Consider the following 18,061-nt stretch of genomic DNA (forward strand, 5'->3'; position numbering starts at 1 on the left):
CTCCAGTCGGGCGTCAGCCCGGCGCGATGTGTTGATGTCAACTCATCGGGCCGGAGATGGCCAGGGAGAAACCCACCCTCTTCCTGGGTTTCCCCGGTGGCCGTGGAGGCGGCGTGCCGGTGGGGCGGAGGCTTCCCCGTTCCCCCGGCGCGGACGTTCATGGAGGGTCAAAACGACAGCGTCCGGCCGGGGGGAACGAGCCACACCTTCTCCAGGAGGTTCACCGCGCCCTGGTCTGGGGCGTCATGCCGCACGGTGACGGCCTGGAAGCCGAGCAGCACGGCGAAGGCCGCCAGCCCTGCGAGCAGGGGAGCACGTCCGGGCCGCTCCCCGATCGAGGCCAGACGAACGAAGACCCAGAGTGCCACGCCGAGCAGCACGAGTCCCAGGGCGAGGCCCGCCACCGGGTTGGGCAGGCCGAGCAGGTTCAGCACGTTCGGGGGCACGTAGCCCGCCCGGAGCAGCGGCATGGCCAGTCCGAGCACCGCGTTGGAGACGTCGTCCGGGACGTAGTTGACGAAGGTGGCCAGTCCCGTGAACACGATGGAGGCGGTGCACAGCGCGGCGGCGACGCCCGCCCAGGCCTTCCGTTGCGCACTCCGCGCGCGCTCCAGCAGCAGGCCCACGGGCAGCAGGAGGAAGGGCACGAGTCCCGTCAGGTGACGGGGGCCCGTCGTCCAGCCCCAGGAGTCATACGAGAAGGAGGACGTGAAGTAGGTGTACCCGAGCAGCAGTGCCACCGTGAGCCACAGGTGCGCCCGCATCTCGGGGCGGGTGCGCGCCTCGCGTCCGAGCACGCCCAGTCCGGGCAGCGCGAGCAGCAGGAAGGGCGACAGGGTGAACAAGCCCCGGAGCGGGGAGAAGAAGGAGAGGGCGAAGGCGCGCGGATCCGGGTAGCGGATGCCGAGGAAGCCCCCCAGGTGCCAGGGTTGGTAGGCCGCGTCGTTGAGGTGTTTGTACCCCGTCTCGAGCGGATGTCCGAAGGCCGCCTGGTGGTAGAGCATCAACCCCACCACGAACGGCAGGGCCCCGAGCACGGTGAGTCCGGCGCCCTGGAGCAACCGGCGCGCGCGCGCCCGTGGGGGCTCCTCGCGCCAGAGCACGCTCAGCGCGGCGTACAGCACCAGGCCCAGCACGCCCAGGCCTCCGGTGTACTCGGCGGCCAGCGTGGCGCCCGCGCAGGCTCCCGCCACGAGGTAGCCCCACGGCTTCCACTCGTCGCGCGCCACCCGCCATAGCGCGTAGAAGCCGCCGAAGAGCAGCACCGCGGTCGTCTGATGGCTCATGAAGAGCAGCGAGTAGCTGAACGCCAGCGAGCCCAGTCCGTAGGTGACCGTCACCGCGTCGGCCACGCCGGCGGACACGTAGGCCCCGAGGAAGCGGCGCACGAGCCCCAGCAGGAGCAGCGTGGGCAGCACCGTGAGCAGCAGCCGGCTGAAGAAGACGAGGGGCACCTCGCCCACGGCGCGGAGCGTGCCTCCACCCGCCGCGCGCAGCACGCCGTAGACCGGCACCGCGGCGAAGGACAGCAGTGGCGCCTTGGACGGGTAGTACTTCCCGTCCTTCACCGACAGGTCGCCCACGTAGCCGAAGTCACGCAGCGCCCGGTTGATGTCGAGCGTGCCGTACTCCACCAGGGCGCGTGTCTGCCACAACCGGCACAGCTCGTTGGGCGAGCGCAGGCCGGGGTGGTACGGGAAGAGCAGTACGTACAGCGCCACCAGCGCCGCCAGGACCGCTCGGGACGGGACGCTCACAGCGCGTCGCTGCCGCGTTCCCCCGTGCGGATGCGCACGGCCTCGTCCACGGGGATGACGAAGATCTTCCCGTCGCCGATCTTCCCTTCCGTGCCGGAGCGCGCCGCGCGCACGATGGCGTCCACCACGCGCTCGGCCAGGTCGTCGTCCACCACCACTTCCACCTTCACCTTGGGCAGGAAGTCCACCACGTACTCGGCGCCCTTGTAGAGCTCCGTGTGGCCCTTCTGCCGGCCGAACCCCTTCACTTCCACCGCGGTGAGGCCGTGCACTCCCACCTCGTGCAGCGCGTCCTTCACGTCGTCGAGCTTGAACGGCTTGATGATGGCTTCGATCTTCTTCATTGCGCACCTCCCGTGGCCCGCGCCACGGCGAAGAGGCTCATTCCCACGGGCAGCTTCACCCGGCTCTCTGCCTTGGCGAACAGCGGGGCGAACCGATCATAGACCTTGAGCTGCAACTTGGGCACCGAACGACGACGCATTACCCGGCTGTTCATGAACCAGCCGGGAACACCCACCAGGTTCATCCACTCCAACGTCTCCACCTCGAAGCCGTTGCCCTCCAGCACCTGGATCAGCCCCTCCTTCGTGTACCGGCGGTGGTGGCCCACCGCCTCGTCGATGGTGCCGAAGAGTTGCGGCAGCGCCGGCACGAGCACCAGCACGCGGCCTCCCGGCGGGAGGATCTGCCGGAAGCGGCGCACCGCCGAGGCGTCGTCGGGGATGTGCTCCAGCACGTTGGACAGCACGATGGTGTCCAGCCGCTCGGCCTTCAACGCCTCCCAGTCGGCCAGCGCCACGTCCGACAGGTAGGGCCGGACATGGGGGCGGCCCCGGAACTTGTTCTTCAGCCGGTCCACGTAGAAGCGGTCCACCTCGAGCGCGATGAGCAGCTCCAGCCCCGGCTCCAGCTTCTCGGTGATGGTGCCGATGCCCGAGCCGATCTCCAGCACTCGCCGGCCCAGGTGCTCGCGGAAGCGCTGGCCGAGCCACGCGTTGTAGTTGCTGGCGCCGTCCATGCGCTCGAGCGTGGTGTAGCCCTCGTGCTGGTTGTCCGCGTCGTCGCGCACCGTGGCGTAGCGCACGAGCGTGCGCAGCCGCGACCACTGGGACGCCAGGGGCTGGTGCGGCGGCGTGTCCAACCCCACCGGCACCTCCGCCAGCCGGTAGAGCTGCGCCGCCAGCTTCACCACGATCTCCGCGTCCACCGCGTCGTCGTCGCTGGTGAGCGCCACGGACTTGAGCGCCTCGGTGCGGAAGGCGCGCTGGCCACAGAGGGGATCCGCGAGCGGCACGTCGGTGACGAAGCGGGTGACCTGGCCCAGCGCCCGGTCCGCCAGCACGCTCGCGCCCATCCTCGTGCCCGCGCGGTTGCCGAACACCGCGTCCGCCCGATCCTCCTGGATGGGACGGCACAGCGTCTCGCAGGACTCCAGCGAGTAGGCCCCATCCGCGTCCTGGAGCACCGTGATGCCGCCCTTGACCCGGTCCAGCGCCGTCCGGATGGCCACTCCCTTGCCGGCCACGCCCGGGATGACCTGCACGTTGGGGGCGTGCGGCGCGTCCAGGGGGCCGTCTCCCACGAGGATGACCTCGGTCTCGTTCCGTTGGGCGAGCGCCCGCGCGAAGCGCGACGCGGCCGGAGCGGACTGGGGGGTATAGGGGATGACGATCGATACGGAGAGGCTCACGGCTCCGTGCCTATCACACCCCCGGCTTCCGCGTGGGGCGGGACGCACTCTTCGGAAAAGCGACATCCGAGGCCGCCTGGTTTCACGGCGGCTCCTGTCCCATGAGGGGGGACGGTAGGTCGCGGCCTTCTCAAGGGCTGGGAGCCACCACGCCCTTGTCCTGGCGGAAGGGCTGGGCCTTGCCGTACGTCAGCGAGCGCCACAGCCACTCGGCCGGACCGAAGCGGAAGCGGGCGAGCCACGCATGGCTGAAGGCCACCTGCACCGCGAAGACGGTCAGGGTGAGTGCGATGCTCGCCGCGGGGCCCACCCGGCCCATGAGTCCCAGGCCGAAGCCGTAGTACATCAGGAGGCCGAGCACGCTCTGGCCGAGGTAGTTCGTCAGGGCCATACGGCCCACGGGGGCGAGCACCCGCAGCCGTCGCCGCCACCCCTCGCGCTGGAAGAGGAGCACCAGGCCCGAGGCATAGAAGGCGGCGAGTCCCAGCTCGCCGAGCTGGCGCACCGGGCGCAGGTAGTACTGGGACAGCCCCTGCGAATCCAGCAGCTTCTGGCGGAGCAGGTACTGCGCCCCGAGCGTGGCGATCGTGCCGAGCGCTCCCACGACGAGGCTCCAGCGCAACAGCGAGCGGAAGAACGGCAGGTGCCGGGACACCTCGTGGAAGAGGCGACGCCGCCCGGCGAGGAAGCCCAGCAGGAACCGGCCGAAGAGGGCACACAGCATGGGCGGCAGCCTCCCGACGAACTCGCCGAAGAAGAACCGGGCATGGGCGCGCACCACGTCCGGGTAGGAGCCGTGCAGGAAGGTGTCCATCCGCTCGGCCCGGGTCGCGGCTGCCTGTTCCTTCAGCACCCGGGCCGCCTCCGTCCCCGCCGCGGGTTCCGGCCCGGACAGCCACTGCATGCCGGCGGCCACGCCCATGGGGAGTACGAGGATGAGCAGGGTGGCCCAGACGAGCAGCTCCTTGTCCGAGCGTCCTCGGAACAGCAGCAGCAGCAGGCCCACGGGCGCGTAGGTGGTGAGGATGTCGCCGTACCAGACCCCCAGCAGGTGCACGGCGCCGATGAGGAACAGCACACACAGCCGCCGCGTGTAGAGCGGGACGATGGAGGCTCCGCGCGCCTCGGCCCGGAGCAACTGCACGGAGAAGCCCAGTCCGAACAGGAACGAGAACAGGGTCATGAACCGGCCGTTGACCAGGGCCGCGACGCCGTGGATGGCGAGCGCGTCCCACCAGGGCCCCGTGTCCTGGGCGGCCTGGAGCTGTTCTCGCGACACGAAGGCGCGGCCGCTGAACCACCCGAAGACGTTGGACACGAAGACGCCACCCAGCGCGAAGCCGCGCAGCACGTCCAGCAGGACGAGCCGCTCGTTGGTGTCGATGGGCCGGGCCTCGTCCGCGAGGGCGGGGGAGGGGGGTGGGTTCATGACCCCCTGGTTTCTATACCGTTCGGAGAATGGCGGGGCCGTGGTCTTCCGATTGCGTCCCGGGCGCGGGAGTCGCTAAAGCGCTCCCATGGCCATCAGTCTCCTCGACACCTTCCGCGTCCTCTCCTCGTTCGACCCGCCTCGGGGCTCGCTGCGCGGGGCGCCCTGGGAGCAATACGTCGACTGGGCCATCGCCCAGGGACTGGCGCCGCTGGCGTCCTACAACCTCGAGTACCGCCTGCCCGGCTCGGGGGCTCCCGAGTGGGCGAGGGATCGGCTGCTGAGCATCTATTCGGGCTCGGTCAACGACAACGTCATGAAGCTCGTCAACTTCAAGCAGTGCGTGGACGAGCTCGAGGGCCGCCAGCTCCTGTTGATCGGCGCCGCGTCCTTCGCCGACGCGCTCTACCCCCACGTGGGCTTCCGCCCCGTGCTGGAGATCCAGGTGCTGCTGCGGCGCATGGACGTGGAGGGCTTCACCGGCTACCTCGCCCAGCACGAGTTCCGCCCCGAGCCCGACGAGCCGCTCCACGGCGCCCAGAAGGTGCTGTCGGATACCCGCACCCCCATCTTCCTCTACGCCGACGTGCTCGGCTCCCAGCGCCAGGCCGAGCTGCGGGGCGTCTTCGAGCGCGCCAGGCCCCTGAAGATGTACGGCCCGTCGTTGTTCCGTCCGGACCTGGAGGACGCGCTGCTGCTGGTGTGTCTGGAGCATGCGCGCGAGGGCTACCAGGTGCCCTGGTTGTCCTTCGTGGACCTGCGCGAGCTGGTGCTGGGGGCGCCGTCGATGGGCGGCGTCTACTCGCGTCCCCTGGACGTGGCGGCGCTGCTGGAGCGGGCCCGCGCGTGGCGGCTGGAGCGGGCCCTCTACACCTCGCTGTCCATCGTCTCGCGGCTCTTCCCCGAGACGGCCGCCCTCGTCGCGCCCGCTCTCCCACCCCTGCGCCGGGCGACCCGGGAGCTGCTCGATCGGCTCGTCGTCCTTCCCTCCAGTGAACCCGGAAAGATGAGCCATGCGCGGGGGTCGGATCGCCTGCGCCGGCTGCTGACCGGCCAGTGAGGGCGCTCCCCCTTCCCTCGGAGCGTCGGTCGGCGTAAGAGCGGGAGCACACCTTCCGCCCACAAGGACGCTCATGCACATCTCCATCATTGGCTCAGGTTACGTGGGACTCGTCGCGGGGACGTGCTTCGCCGACTCGGGCAACGACGTCATCTGCGTGGACATCAACGCGGAGAAGATCGCCCAGCTCCAGCGGGGCGAGGTTCCCATCTACGAGCCGGGCCTGGAGGAGCTCATCCGCAAGAACACGCGGGAGCGGCGCCTGTCCTTCACCACGGAGCTGGCCACGGCGGTGGCGCGCTCGCAGGTGGTGTTCATCGCCGTGGGCACGCCCGAGGGCGAGAGCGGCGAGGCGGACCTCCAGTACGTCCTGTCCGCGGCGGAGCAGATCGGCCGGGCCATCCAGCAGTACACGGTGGTGGTGGACAAGAGCACCGTGCCGGTGGGCACCGCGGACAAGGTGCGCGAGACCATCGCCCGGGTGACCCAGGTGGAGTTCGACGTCGTCTCCAACCCCGAGTTCCTCAAGGAGGGCGCCGCGCTGGACGACTTCCTCAAGCCGGACCGGGTCGTCATCGGCACCGAGTCCGAGCGGGCGCGCAAGGTGATGGGCCAGCTCTACGCGCCGTTCGTGCGCACGGAAAACCCCATCCTCTACATGGACACGCACTCGGCGGAGCTCACCAAGTACGCCGCCAACGCCATGCTCGCCACGCGCATCTCCTTCATGAACGACATGGCCGCGCTCTGCGAGAAGGTGGGCGCGGACGTGGACTTCGTGCGCAAGGGCATGGGCGCCGACAAGCGCATCGGCTACCCGTTCCTCTTCCCCGGCGTGGGCTACGGCGGCAGCTGCTTTCCCAAGGACGTGAAGGCGCTGGTGGCCAAGGGGCGCGAGCTGGGGCTGGAGCTGGATCTGCTCCGCGCGGTGGAGCGCACCAACGAGCGGCAGAAGCGCACGCTCGTGCAGAAGGCGCTCAAGCACTTCGGCTCGCTCGACGGGCGCTCCTTCGCGGTGTGGGGCCTGGCCTTCAAGCCCAAGACGGATGACATGCGCGAGGCGCCCTCCATCGAGGTCATCGAGGGGCTGCTCGCCAAGGGCGCCAGGGTGGCGGCGCATGATCCGGTGGCCGAGCGCACCGCGCGCCGCGTCTTCGGCGAGCGCATCCGCTACACCCAACTGCCCTACGAGGCCCTGGAGGGCGTGGACGCGCTCTTCGTCGTCACCGAGTGGAACGAGTTCCGCCACCCGGACTTCGAGCGCATGAAGAAGCTGATGAAGACGCCCGTCATCCTCGACGGACGCAACATCTATGATCCGGAGCGCATGCGCGAGCTGGGCTTCACGTACATGGGCCTCGGCCGCCGGTAGCCGTCACTCGAGCGGCCAGTCGGGGAAGGCGAGTTCCACGGCGCCTCCCCGAGTACGTCCTTCGAGTGGCCTGGTCATTCCCCCAGACTAGCGGGACAGCCCACAGGCCAGCTTGCCTTCGTCGGTCTGGAGGATGTCGCAGCTGGCGCGATTGTCCGCCTGGATGGTGCACGTCTCCAGCCGCTGCTCGCAGGCCATGAGGTCCGCGTCGGTCGGCTCGACGTTGCGCTCGCGATTGGCCACCTCGAGGACGCAGTCGGCGCGCTGATACTCATCGAGGCAGTCGCAGTAGAGCTCCGACAGCTGCCGGCACGGATTCTTGCAACCGGCGAGGGCGAGCAGGGCGGAGAAGCCCAGGCAGAGGACGGCGGATCGGCGCATGAGGGGGCCGAAGATGCCAGATGGGGCCCCGGATGCAAGCGGAGGCCACCTGGGCGCGGGGGGAGCGTGCGAGGGCTACTTCTGGAAGTCGTAGACGGGGCCCAGGTGCAACAGCCGCGTCAGTTCGTCGAGCGCCGTCATCGTCTCGCGCGCGAGCCGGGGATCCCTCAAGTCCTCCGCGCGCAGCTCCTCGCGGTAGTGCCGCGTCACCCAGTCGGCGAGCGAGGCGTGCAGCTCCGGCGTGTAGAAGACGTGGGCCTTCACCGCGGCGCGCTCGGCGTCGGTGAGCCACACGCGCTGGCGCAGGCACGCCGGACCACCTCCGTTGTTCATCGACTGGCGCACGTCCAGGTAGTGCACCGCCTTCACCGGGTTGTTTCCGGCCACCACGCGCTCGAGGAAGCGCCGCGTGGTGGGCGTGTCCCGGCTTTCCTCCGGGGCCACGATGGCGAGCGAGCCGTCCGGCAGCGCGAGCACCTGGGAGTTGAACGGGTAGGCCTTCACCGCGTCGCGCACGGGCAGCTCGTCCTCGGTGGCGAGCGCGTACGTGAAGCCCTCGCCGAGCCGTTCGCCCAGCGTGCGCAACAGCCCCGGCGCGTCCACGAAGGCCAGCTCGTGCAGCATGAGGAAGCCCCCACTGCCCACCGCCAGCACGTCCGTGTGGAAGGCGCCCGCGTCGATGCCCTCGGGGGCTTGCTGGGGCAGGAGCACCTGGGCGGGAGCGAGCTGGTTCAACCGCGCCAGTGCCTCGCTGGCCTCCAGCGTCTGCCGGGCGGGAAAGCGGGTGGGGTGGCGCACGTCGCCGCGCCACGCGCTGCGGCCCCACGCGAGCAGGTGCACGGCGCGATGGCCGGGCGTGACGAGCCGGGTGTGGTTGGCCGCGCCCTCGTCCGCGAAGTGCCCGCCTCCGGGCAGCGGCGCGTGGATGGCGAAGTGGCGCTCGTCCGCGAAGATGGCACGCAGCACCGCGTGCGTCGTCTCCGCCTCCAGGGCCCGGTGGAACATCTGCTGGAGGTTGGCCACCGTCAGGTGCATGCGCCCGTCCGCGGTGTCCTCGCTCGGCGCCCCCGTGGCCGCGTTCGCCGTCCACATGGCGGCGCTGCTGGAGGTGAGCCGCAACAGGTGCTCCGCCTCGCGGGCCGCCCGGGTGATGAGCTCCTCGTCCGTGCCGGTGAAGCCCAGCGCGCGCAGCGTCTTGAGCGAGGGCCGGGGATGGGGGGGCAACACCGCCTGGCCGACACCCAGGCCCGCGACGAAGCGCATCTTCTCCAACCCCTGCAGCGCCGCCGTGCGGGGATGGCTCACCGTGCCGCCATGCTGGGCCGAGGCGAGGTTGCCGGGCGAGAGACCGCCGTAATTGTGCGTGGGACCGACGAGGCCGTCGAAGTTGTATTCGCGCATGAGGTATGGACACGCTCGTGGAGCGTCCTCCCCTAACAAAGCGCCTCAAGCGCTTCCTCCGCTACCTCCTCGTGCGCGCCGCCCTCGCCCTGGTGGGGGCCCTGCCGCTCGGTTTCGCCCGGTGGCTCGGCGCGGGCTTCGGCCGCCTCGCCTTCGCCATGGCCGGGGGGGAGCGGCGCAAGGCCTTGAAGTCCCTCGCCCGCGCCTTCCCGGAGAAGCCCGACGCGGAGCGTCATGCGCTCGCCCGCGCCTCCTTCCGGCACCTGGGCATGGCCGCCTTCGAGGTGGGGGCCACTTCGTCCATGGATAGACAGTTGGAGCGGCTGGTGCGCTGGGGGGACGCGGACCGGCGCGTGCTCGACGCGGCGCTCGCCCGGGGCAAGGGAGTCGTCTTCGTCTCGGGGCACGTGGGCAACTGGGAGCTTCTGGCGCGGCGGGTGTCGCGCGCGGGCTACCCGAGCCAGAGCATCGCCAAGGAGACGACGGACCCGCGCCTCACCGCGCTCGTCGGACGCTTCCGGGAGCTGGGCGGGGTGCGCAGCATCTGGCGCGGCCAGGAAGGCGCGGCGCGCGCCATGCTGCGCGCGCTCAAGGCGGGGGAGATTCTCGGGCTGCTCATCGACCAGGACACGCGGGTGCAGTCGCTCTTCGTGCCCTTCTTCGGGGAGCTGGCGGCCACGCCCCGGGCGGCGGCGGACCTGGCGCTGCGCACGGGCGCGGCGGTGGTGGTGGGTTTCTGCCAGCGCGAGGGCGAGGGCTACCGCTTGTGGATGGAGGAGGTGGCGTGGCGGGCGGGGACGGACCGCGAGGCGGACGCCCTGGCGCTCACCGCGGCGCTCTCCGAGCGCATCGAGGCCGCCATCCGCCGTGCTCCCGAGCAATGGGTGTGGATGCACCAGCGCTGGAAGACCCGGCCTCCCCCGGCCTCCTGACTCACGCGCGCGCGAGCACCACCAGCGCCAGCGCGATGGTCGCGGGCACCGTCTGCACGAAGAGGATGCGCCGGCTCACCGTGGCCGCTCCGTACAGGCCCGCGATCATCACGCACGCCAGGAAGAAGACCTTGGCCTGGAACGCCACCGGCTCCGCGGCCACCAGGCCCCAGATGAGGCCCGCGGCGAGGAAGCCGTTGTACAGCCCCTGGTTGGCGGCGAGCGTCGCCGACTGCGCGGCGAACGCCGGCTCCGTCTTGAACACCTTCATTCCCAGGGGCTTCGTCCAGAGAAACATCTCCAGCACCACGATGTAGACATGGATGGCGGCGACCAGTCCCACGAACAGCACGGCGAGCAGACTCATGCGGCTTTCCTCGAGTGGCCCCGGTGCGTTCTCGGACGTCTCCCGGAGTCAGTTGGATTTTCCAACTATGTACCGTAGCACATGGGTTGGGATTTCCAACTGATTCGTTAGGATGGAGGGCATGCCGAAGAAGGAGGCCGGTCCTCGGGTGTGCTCGATGGCCGATGCGCTGGAAGTGGTGGGAGAGAAGTGGTCCCTGCTGGTGGTGCGCGAGGTGTTCTATGGCGTGAGGCGCTTCGAGGGCATTGCCCAGAACACCGGGGCGCCGAGGGACGTGCTCACCGCGCGGCTGCGCAAGCTGTCGGAGGCGGGCGTGCTGCGCCGGGTGCAGTACTCGGAGCGGCCCGCGAGGAGCGAGTACCACCTCACCGAGGCCGGACTGGACCTGGCGCCCACGCTGCTCTGCCTGCTGCAGTGGGGGCGGCGGTGGACGTCGGATGCGCCCGCCACGCCGGGGGCGCTCGTGCATGACTGTGGGGAGCCCCTGCACGCGGTGCTGACGTGCCGCGCATGCGGGCGCCGCGTCACCGGGACGGACCTGAGCATCCATCAGATACCCATCCGTCCCGTGGAGCCGCGCTGAATCGGCTGGAGATGCATTGTCGGAACGGGTGCGGGTGGAGTTGCGGCCCCCTGGCGTGGAGGGGTGGAGAAGCCGTTAGGATACGGGTGAGCCGCCATGTCCCATCGCGACGAAGCCACGCCCCCACCCGCGCCGCACGGAGAGGAGAAGACCGAGACGGAGCCGAAGCTGGCCTCCACCGGGATTCCGGCCGTGGAGCAGGCCCAGCGAGAGCCGCTCCCCGAGCGGCAGCCGCCGCGGCAGGTGGGCCGCTTCCTGCTGCTCAAGCAGTTGGGACAGGGCGGCATGGGCATGGTGTACGCGGCGTATGATCCAGACCTGGATCGCAAGGTGGCCCTCAAGCTGTTGCTCGTGAAGAACGAGGGCACGAACCTGGAGGAGGGCAGGGAGCGGCTGGTGCGCGAGGCCCAGGCCATGGCCCGTGTCTCCCATCCCCACGTCATCCCCGTCTTCGAGGTGGGCTCCTGGGACGATCAGGTCTTCGTGGCCATGGAGCTGGTGGAGGGAGGCACGCTGCGCGAATGGCTGCGCGAGCGGCCACGCTCCTGGCGCGAGGTGCTGGAGAAGTTCGTCGCGGCGGGCAAGGGCCTGGCGGCCGCGCACGCGGCGGGACTGGTCCACCGCGACTTCAAACCCGCCAACGTCCTGGTGGGCCACAACGGCCGCGTCTACGTCACCGACTTCGGCCTGGCCCGGCGTGACGCCCGGTTCACTCCCTCGCGGGGACTGACCCAGGAGGAACTGCCGCTGCCGAGGCCGGTGTCGGTGTTGCGGCGGTCGCTCACCCAGGTGGGCGTGGTGCATGGGACGCCGCACTACATGTCGCCGGAGCAGTTCCGGGGGGACGCGCTGGACGCGCGCTCGGACCAGTTCAGCTTCTGCGCCGCGCTCTACCGGGCGCTGTTCAACACGCGTCCCTTCGATCCCGAGGAGATGACTCGGGTCGCGGCGCACCGGGGGGCCTCGCCGTCCGTCATCCAGGAGCCGCCGCGCGGGGTGAAGGTACCCGTCTGGGTGCGGCGCGCGGTGATGCGGGGCCTGTCGCTCGAGCCCGGTGCGCGCTTCGCCTCCATGGATGCGCTGCTGGGGGCGCTCTCCCAGGAGCGGAGGCTGACGCGGTGGCGCTGGCTGGGCGTGGGGGCCCTGACGGGACTGGCGCTCGTGGCGGTGGGGGGCGCGGCCGTCTGGCGCTCACGGCTGTGCACGGGCGCCGAGCGGCAGATGGCGGAGGTGTGGGGGGCGCCGGAGCGTCAACGAGTGGAGGCCGCCTTCGAGAAGGCCGGGGGCGCCGTGGCGGGGCAGATGTTCCGCCGGGCCTCGGCGGTGCTCGATGCGTATTCCGTGGCGTGGTCCCGGCAGAGCACCGAGGCTTGCGAGGCCACGCGCCTGCGCGATGAGCGCACGGAGCTCTTGTTGTCCCAGCAGGTGGTGTGCCTGGAGCTGCGGCGCGAGAGCCTGCGCGCGCTCGTGAAGGTGCTGGGCGAGGTGGATGCCCGGGGCGTGGAGAAGTCGCTGGACGCGGTGTACGCGCTGCCCGCTCCCTCGGATTGCGCGAACGTGGGGACGTTGTCCGAGCAGCAGCCCCGGCCCCTGGATCCCTCCCGGCGCGCGGATCTGGAGCGGTTGGAGACGCGGGTGGCCGAGCTCAAGGCCCTGCTCGACGTGAGCCGCTATCCGGCGGCGCTCGAGGAGGCCGAGGCGCTCGCGCCGCGGGTGCTGGCCAGCGGCTATCTGCCCCTGCTGGCGGAGATGCGCTTGCATCAGGGCTGGCTCCTGGCGCTCATGGGCAGGACGGAGGAAGGCGCCTCGCTGCTGGAGCAGGCCGTGTATGACGCCGCGGCGGGAAGGGCGGACCGCCTGCAGGTGTCCATCCTCAACAAGCTGCTCTTCGTGACGGGGCAGTTGGAGCACTACGCGGACGCGGAGCGCTGGGGCCGGTTGGGGGAGGCGATGGTGCGGCGGCTCGGCGGAGACGCGCTCCTGGAGAGTGACTTGCTGATGAACCGCGCCAACCTGGCCCTCTGGCAGGAGAAGCCCCAGCAGGCGCGCGTCTTGTTGGAGCGGTCGCTGTCGCTGCTGGGAGGGCTGCCACCCGGGCATCCGAAGCGGGCGCGGGTGACGTACACCCTCGGGCGGGCGCTGTTGGACCTGGGCGAGACGCGGCAGGCGGTGGAGATGTTGGAGGAAGCGCTGCGGCAGATGGAATCGGCGGTGGGCCCGCGGCACCTGGAGCTGGCGTGGTTTCACGGGGCGCTGTCGCGCGCGCTGCGCGAGAACGCGGAGCCGGCTCGCGCCCTGGAGCACGTGCGTTTCGCGGCGGACCTCTACCGAGCCGCCGCGGTGGATCCGCTGGCGCTGGCCGATGCCCTGGATTCGCAGGGCATGTGCCTGCTGGCCCTGGAGCGCAACGAGGACGCCCTGCGTGTCTTCCGCGAGGCGCTCGGACTCAAGCTCCAGAACCTGCGGCCCGATGACAGCGAGTTGCAGTATTCCTATGACGGAGTCGGCCAGGCGCTGCTGGCCCTGGGCCACACGCGCGAGGCCATCGCCATCCTGCGGCGCGCCGGCACCTTCGAGAACGTGCCCGAGAAGGTCCTCGGCGGCACGGGTTTCGTCCTGGCCCAGGCGTTGTGGCGCGACGGCCGCGTCAAGGAGGCCCAGCTCGAGGCGGCCCGGGCCCTCGAGCGCTTCACCCGGGCGGGCAGTTCCCAGCGCGCGGCCGAGGTGAAGTCATGGATGGGGATGCTCGCGCGCTGAACCGCCGGGCCCCTCGCTCCAGCCCGTCTCCTTCTCGAAGCGACGCACCAGGAAATCCACCCACGCGCGCACCTTCGGCGTGACGGTGCGTCCCGAGGCGTGAACGGCCCAGATGGTCAGACGCGGGAGCGTGTAGTCCTCGAGCACGGAAACCAGCCGGCCGCTGCGCAGCTCCTCGAAGACCACGAACAGGGGGAACTGACCAATCCCGATGTTCGCGAGCACCGCGGCCTTGAGGGCCAGACTGCTGTTGGCCTGCAGCGGTCCTCCCACCGGAACGAGGAAGTCCTCTCCGTGGCCGCTCATCCGCCACGTCGTTCCCGAGGCGAGATAGGTGTATTGCAGGCACCGGTGCTGGCGCAATTCCTCGGGCTTGCGCGGCGTGCCGTGGCGCTTGAGGTACTCGGGCGTCGCGCACACCACGCGGCGGCTGGTGGCGAGCTTCCTGACGGTGAGGGACGAGTCGGGCAGCTCGGCGATCCGCACCGACACGTCGAAGCCCTGCTCGACGAGATCCACCACGCGGTCATCGAGCTGGAGATCGAACTCGATCTCCGGATGGCGGTTGAGGAACTCCGGCACGGCCGGGACGATGTGCTGCAGCCCGAACGTCATGGGCACGCTCACGCGCAGCCGGCCCCGGGGCTTGCTGCGCAGGTGCATGACCTCGGCCTCCGCCGCCTCCAGCTCCTCGGCCATGCGCCGGCAGCGCACGTACAGCGCCTCGCCCTCGGCCGTCGGGGACAGCTTGCGCGTCGTGCGGTGCAGCAGCCGCATGCCCAGCGTGTTTTCCAGGTGCATCACCTGCTTGCTGACCGTTGCCTTGGTGACCCCAAGCGCTCGGGCGGCGGCTGTGAAACTTCCGGTTCGCACGACCTCCGCGAAGGTGAAGTAACACCCCACGTCCTTCATTGGTCTTCTCCTGGAAACAATCCTTTTCCATTCCCCTCATTGTTTCTACCCCGGGGAAACAAATAAACGCTGCTGGAAGGTGACCTCCCAGACCCTCACGCGGCGCGGCAGAGATCAAGATATGACCTCAAAGAGGTGGGTGTTCGTGCTCGTCGCGGCTCAGCTCCTCGTGCTGGTGGCCTGCACCTCGGCCACGCGCGAGCCCCCCGCCAAGGAAGCCCCCGCCGCGCCCGCCACCCAGGGGGTCCTCCTGGAGACGGCCTTCCGCTTGGGCAGACGGCAGGGGCCGGCACCCGAGGTCAGTGACGCGCCGCCAGGCACGCCGCTCGCGCACCGGCAGCTCAGCCAGCAATCCCCCATCGACATGCAGGAGGCGCTCTTCACCCGGGCCGCGGCCCTGACGGATGTGGTGGTGGCACCCAGCGGCATCTCGGTCCCGGGCGCTCGTGCCTTCTGGCTCCGGCCCGAGGCGGTCCTCGGGCCCCGCGCGGCCTTCCAGGTGGGAACCGAGTTCGCTCACATCCACCCGGCGCACGATGGCAGCCTTCACATGAAGTTTCCTCCCGGCCTGGCGGAGAAGGTGTACCAGCAGGGCTGGGGCGCGCCTCATCCCCGCTCCGGGACTCCCATGGTCTTCGGGCCACGTGACGCGGCCGAGCTCGAGGTGGTGTGGCAACTGCTGTTGCGCTCCTACGTCTGGGCCCATGAGGGCCAGGCCGTGGACGTCCAGGTCGATTGATTCAACAGACGCGAAAGAGGACGAACATGAAGATTCTGGTCACTGGAGCAACGGGTTACATCGGCTCGGCCGTCGCCGGGGCGCTCGCCAAGGCCGGCCATCAGGTCAAGGGACTCGCCCGCTCCGACGACGCGCAGCGCAAGCTCGAGTCGCTGGCCATCCAGCCCGTGCGGGGCGACCTCACGAATGCCGCGGGCCTGTCCGCCCTCGTGCAGGACTTCGACGCGATCGTCTGGACCGCCACCGCGAACAGCGAGGCCGTGGACGCGCCCGCGGTCGCGGCGGTGCTCGGCAAGCTGGCGGGCACGGGCAAGACCTTCCTCTACACGAGCGGTGTGTGGGTGCATGGTGGCACGCGCGGCGGTGTGGCGGATGAGGACAGCCCGCTCAACGCGGCCGAGCTCGTCGCCTGGCGCCCGGCCGTGGAGAAGCGGGTGCTTGCCACGCAGGGCATCCGGGGCATCGTCATCCGCCCGGGCATCGTCTACGGGCGCGCGGGTGGAATCCCCGGGATGCTCGGCGCGTCCGCGCGAGAGGGGGGCGCCGCGCGCTTCGTGGGCACCGGCGAGAACCACTGGCCGGTGGTGTTCATCGATGATCTCGCGGACCTGTATGTGCGCGCCGTCGAGCGGGCGTCCGCGGGCGCCATCCTCCTGGCCGTCCAGGGCCCCTCCTTCACGGTGAAGGAGATCGCCGCCGCGGCGAGCGAGGGCGCCGGGGCGGGAGGCAAGACCGTGGCCTGGCCCCTGGAGGAGGCCCGGACGCAGTTCGGCGCGTTCGCCGATGCGCTGGCGCTCGACCAGAAGTTCTCCGCCCGCCGGGCGGAGCAGTCCCTGGGCTGGTCGCCCCGCGGACCCAGCATCATCGACGAGCTGCGCAGCGGCTCCTACGCGCGGCGCTGAGCGCGTTCCTTCCCCGTTGTTCCCACTTGGAGAAAAACCCCATGAAGCAGTTCCTGAAGCCCGCCGTTGCCGCCCTGGTGTTCGCCGCCCCGTCGTTCGCCTTCGCCACCGAGTACGACATCGACGCGGCCCACTCGAGCGCCCAGTTCGCCGTGAAGCACATGATGGTGTCCAACGTGCGCGGCTCCTTCTCGAAGGTGACGGGCACCGCCAACATCGACGAGAAGGACATCACCAAGTCGACCATCGAGGCGAGCATCGACGCCACGACCTTCAACACCAACGATACCGCCCGTGATGAGCACATGCGCGGCCCGGAGTTCTTCGACACCGCGAAGTATCCCGCCCTCACCTTCAAGTCGACGAAGGTGGTGAAGGCGGGCAAGAACCTGAAGGTGTCCGGTGAGCTCACCATGCACGGCGTGACGAAGCCGGTGGTGCTGGACGTGGAGGGCTTCACCACCGAGTCGAAGGATCCCTGGGGGAACTTCAAGCGTGGCGGCACGGCCACCACGAAGATCAACCGCAAGGACTTCGGCCTGAGCTGGAACAAGGTGCTGGAGACGGGCGGCGTGGCCGTGGGCGAGGAGGTCTCCATCACCATCGACCTGCAGCTCACCAAGAAGCAGGCGCCGGCCCAGACGTCCACCGACACCAAGTAGTCCGTCGCGAGCGCAGTGGGTTGTCCGAAGGGGCCCGGTGACGGGCCCCTTTTTCCATGCGGGGGGCTCCCCCTTTCAATTTCAATAGGGGATTGTTTCTCCTTGGAAATTGACTGTTTTCTTTTTCAGCCGAATTTAGGGTTGCGAAAGCCGGTACATTGAATTCCGCTCGATGGGGGAGTTCGTTGAAAACCGGATTTCGTCTGGACCCGAGGCTGCGTCAGCTCGGCGATTCGCCGCTGTTGTTGCTGCTCGCCATGGGGGCGTTGCTCGAAGAGGCACGCACATGAGCGCCATCGCTGTTTCCCTTCCTCCTGAGTCGCGGCGGGTGACGCTGCGGCGCGCGCAGGACCGTGGACACGCCAACTTCGGCTGGCTCGACGCGCGCTTCAGCTTCTCGTTCGCCTCGTACCAGGATCCGGCGCACGAGAATTTTGGCCCCCTGCGCGCGCTGAACGAGGACGTGATCCTTCCTGGGACCGGCTTTGGCCCTCATGGCCATAGCGACATGGAAATCGTGCTGTATCCGCTGTCCGGCGTCATCGAGCACCGTGACAGCCTGGGCACCCACGCCCTCGTACGCCCCGGCGACGTGCAGCGCATGAGTGCCGGCCATGGCATCACGCACAGCCAGATGAACGCATCGCAGAGCAAGCTGGATCACCACCTGCAGATCTGGCTCCTTCCCTCCGTGAGCGGTCTGCCACCCAGCGTCGAGCAGGCGCACTTCGACGACGCCGCCAAACACAATCGCTTCTGTCTGATCGCGTCGCCGGACCGTCAGGACGGCTCGGTCAAGCTGCATCAGGACGCGCGCATTTCCGCCGCGATCATGGAGCCTGGCATCCGTCTTTCCCGCCAACTGGCGGCGGGACGTGGTGGCTATCTGCACGTGGCCCGGGGCCGGCTGGAGGCTCGTCCCGAGGGAGAGCAGCCGCTGCTCCTGCGCGCCGGCGATGCGCTGAAGCTGGTGGAGACACCCTCCGTGGAGCTCGTGGCGGAAGAGGAGACCGAGGTGTTGTTCTTCGATCTCCCCCTCTCGCCCCAGCTCTGAGTCCGTGTCCCCCCGGGCGCGCCCGTCCCGCTCCGAGAAGGGCGGCCGGTGTTCCGCCTG

17 protein-coding genes are annotated in these 18,061 nt (G+C 69.9%); 9 read left to right on the plus strand and 8 right to left on the minus strand.

The genetic code is table 11. The annotated features are described in order from the left end of the window. Nucleotides 1-167 precede the first annotated feature (167 nt). The 4 genes from CYFUS_RS06960 to CYFUS_RS06975 all read right to left on the minus strand — a co-directional run bounded on the left by CYFUS_RS06960 (nucleotide 168) and on the right by CYFUS_RS06975 (nucleotide 4,879). Entirely contained in the window at nucleotides 168-1,757 is a 1,590-nt protein-coding gene (locus CYFUS_RS06960; protein WP_095984523.1) for a hypothetical protein, read from the minus strand. After that, the gene (locus CYFUS_RS06965) at nucleotides 1,754-2,101 is read right to left on the minus strand and encodes a P-II family nitrogen regulator (protein WP_095984524.1); all 348 of its coding nucleotides are present in this window, start codon (nucleotides 2,099-2,101) and stop codon (nucleotides 1,754-1,756) included. The genes CYFUS_RS06960 and CYFUS_RS06965 overlap by 4 nt, the downstream gene beginning before the upstream one ends. After that, on the minus strand, nucleotides 2,098-3,450 hold the full coding sequence (locus CYFUS_RS06970) for a bifunctional glycosyltransferase/class I SAM-dependent methyltransferase (protein ID WP_095984525.1): 1,353 nt from the start codon (nucleotides 3,448-3,450) through the stop codon (nucleotides 2,098-2,100). Before CYFUS_RS06970 ends, CYFUS_RS06965 begins: the two co-directional genes overlap by 4 nt. Before the next feature lie 130 nt (nucleotides 3,451-3,580). Then, the gene (locus CYFUS_RS06975) at nucleotides 3,581-4,879 is read right to left on the minus strand and encodes a DUF418 domain-containing protein (protein ID WP_095984526.1); all 1,299 of its coding nucleotides are present in this window, start codon (nucleotides 4,877-4,879) and stop codon (nucleotides 3,581-3,583) included. Between the two features lie 88 nt (nucleotides 4,880-4,967). Between CYFUS_RS06975 and CYFUS_RS06980 the strand changes: the two genes are divergently transcribed. Beyond that, nucleotides 4,968-5,939 carry a nucleotidyltransferase family protein gene (locus CYFUS_RS06980; RefSeq protein WP_095984527.1) on the plus strand — a complete coding sequence of 324 codons (972 nt, stop codon included), beginning with the start codon at nucleotides 4,968-4,970 and terminating at the stop codon, nucleotides 5,937-5,939. A 73-nt stretch (nucleotides 5,940-6,012) separates the two neighbouring features. Next, nucleotides 6,013-7,311 carry a UDP-glucose dehydrogenase family protein gene (locus CYFUS_RS06985; protein ID WP_095984528.1) on the plus strand — a complete coding sequence of 433 codons (1,299 nt, stop codon included), beginning with the start codon at nucleotides 6,013-6,015 and terminating at the stop codon, nucleotides 7,309-7,311. A gap of 87 nt (nucleotides 7,312-7,398) precedes the next feature. Here the strand turns inward: CYFUS_RS06985 and CYFUS_RS06990 are convergent, their stop codons facing one another. Together CYFUS_RS06990 and astB are read right to left on the minus strand one after the other, a co-directional pair. Next, nucleotides 7,399-7,692 carry a hypothetical protein gene (locus CYFUS_RS06990; protein ID WP_095984529.1) on the minus strand — a complete coding sequence of 98 codons (294 nt, stop codon included), beginning with the start codon at nucleotides 7,690-7,692 and terminating at the stop codon, nucleotides 7,399-7,401. A 75-nt stretch (nucleotides 7,693-7,767) separates the two neighbouring features. Further along, nucleotides 7,768-9,093 carry an N-succinylarginine dihydrolase gene (gene astB / locus CYFUS_RS06995; RefSeq protein ID WP_095984530.1) on the minus strand — a complete coding sequence of 442 codons (1,326 nt, stop codon included), beginning with the start codon at nucleotides 9,091-9,093 and terminating at the stop codon, nucleotides 7,768-7,770. A gap of 5 nt (nucleotides 9,094-9,098) precedes the next feature. Here astB and CYFUS_RS07000 point away from each other — a divergent pair, with 5 nt between their 5' ends. Then, nucleotides 9,099-10,025, plus strand: coding sequence for a lysophospholipid acyltransferase family protein (locus tag CYFUS_RS07000; RefSeq protein ID WP_198316485.1), 927 nt, complete (start codon nucleotides 9,099-9,101; stop codon nucleotides 10,023-10,025). A 1-nt stretch (nucleotide 10,026) separates the two neighbouring features. Here CYFUS_RS07000 and CYFUS_RS07005 read toward each other — a convergent pair whose 3' ends face one another. After that, nucleotides 10,027-10,392, minus strand: coding sequence for a DUF1304 domain-containing protein (locus CYFUS_RS07005; RefSeq protein ID WP_095984531.1), 366 nt, complete (start codon nucleotides 10,390-10,392; stop codon nucleotides 10,027-10,029). Between the two features lie 121 nt (nucleotides 10,393-10,513). On the opposite strand from CYFUS_RS07005, the gene CYFUS_RS07010 reads away from it, so the two are divergent. Both CYFUS_RS07010 and CYFUS_RS07015 read left to right on the plus strand, forming a co-directional pair. Then, nucleotides 10,514-10,975 carry a winged helix-turn-helix transcriptional regulator gene (locus tag CYFUS_RS07010; RefSeq protein ID WP_095984532.1) on the plus strand — a complete coding sequence of 154 codons (462 nt, stop codon included), beginning with the start codon at nucleotides 10,514-10,516 and terminating at the stop codon, nucleotides 10,973-10,975. Nucleotides 10,976-11,071: 96 nt separating this feature from the next. Beyond that, entirely contained in the window at nucleotides 11,072-13,732 is a 2,661-nt protein-coding gene (locus CYFUS_RS07015) for a serine/threonine-protein kinase (RefSeq protein ID WP_095984533.1), read from the plus strand. Here the strand turns inward: CYFUS_RS07015 and CYFUS_RS07020 are convergent. Beyond that, nucleotides 13,706-14,644, minus strand: coding sequence for a LysR family transcriptional regulator (locus tag CYFUS_RS07020; RefSeq protein WP_095984534.1), 939 nt, complete (start codon nucleotides 14,642-14,644; stop codon nucleotides 13,706-13,708). The two genes, CYFUS_RS07015 and CYFUS_RS07020, sit on opposite strands and share 27 nt — an antisense overlap. Before the next feature lie 121 nt (nucleotides 14,645-14,765). Between CYFUS_RS07020 and CYFUS_RS07025 the strand changes: the two genes are divergently transcribed. From CYFUS_RS07025 to CYFUS_RS07040, 4 genes are all read left to right on the plus strand, one after another. Further along, entirely contained in the window at nucleotides 14,766-15,383 is a 618-nt protein-coding gene (locus CYFUS_RS07025) for a luciferase family protein (RefSeq protein WP_095984535.1), read from the plus strand. A 26-nt stretch (nucleotides 15,384-15,409) separates the two neighbouring features. Further along, entirely contained in the window at nucleotides 15,410-16,285 is an 876-nt protein-coding gene (locus CYFUS_RS07030; RefSeq protein ID WP_095984536.1) for an NAD-dependent epimerase/dehydratase family protein, read from the plus strand. A gap of 41 nt (nucleotides 16,286-16,326) precedes the next feature. Continuing rightward, nucleotides 16,327-16,947, plus strand: coding sequence for a YceI family protein (locus CYFUS_RS07035; protein ID WP_095984537.1), 621 nt, complete (start codon nucleotides 16,327-16,329; stop codon nucleotides 16,945-16,947). A 286-nt stretch (nucleotides 16,948-17,233) separates the two neighbouring features. Continuing rightward, nucleotides 17,234-18,001 carry a pirin family protein gene (locus CYFUS_RS07040; protein WP_095984538.1) on the plus strand — a complete coding sequence of 256 codons (768 nt, stop codon included), beginning with the start codon at nucleotides 17,234-17,236 and terminating at the stop codon, nucleotides 17,999-18,001. The last annotated feature ends 60 nt before the right edge of the window (nucleotides 18,002-18,061 follow it).

This window comes from Cystobacter fuscus (assembly GCF_002305875.1).
Classification (GTDB): Bacteria; Myxococcota; Myxococcia; order Myxococcales; family Myxococcaceae; genus Cystobacter; species Cystobacter fuscus_A.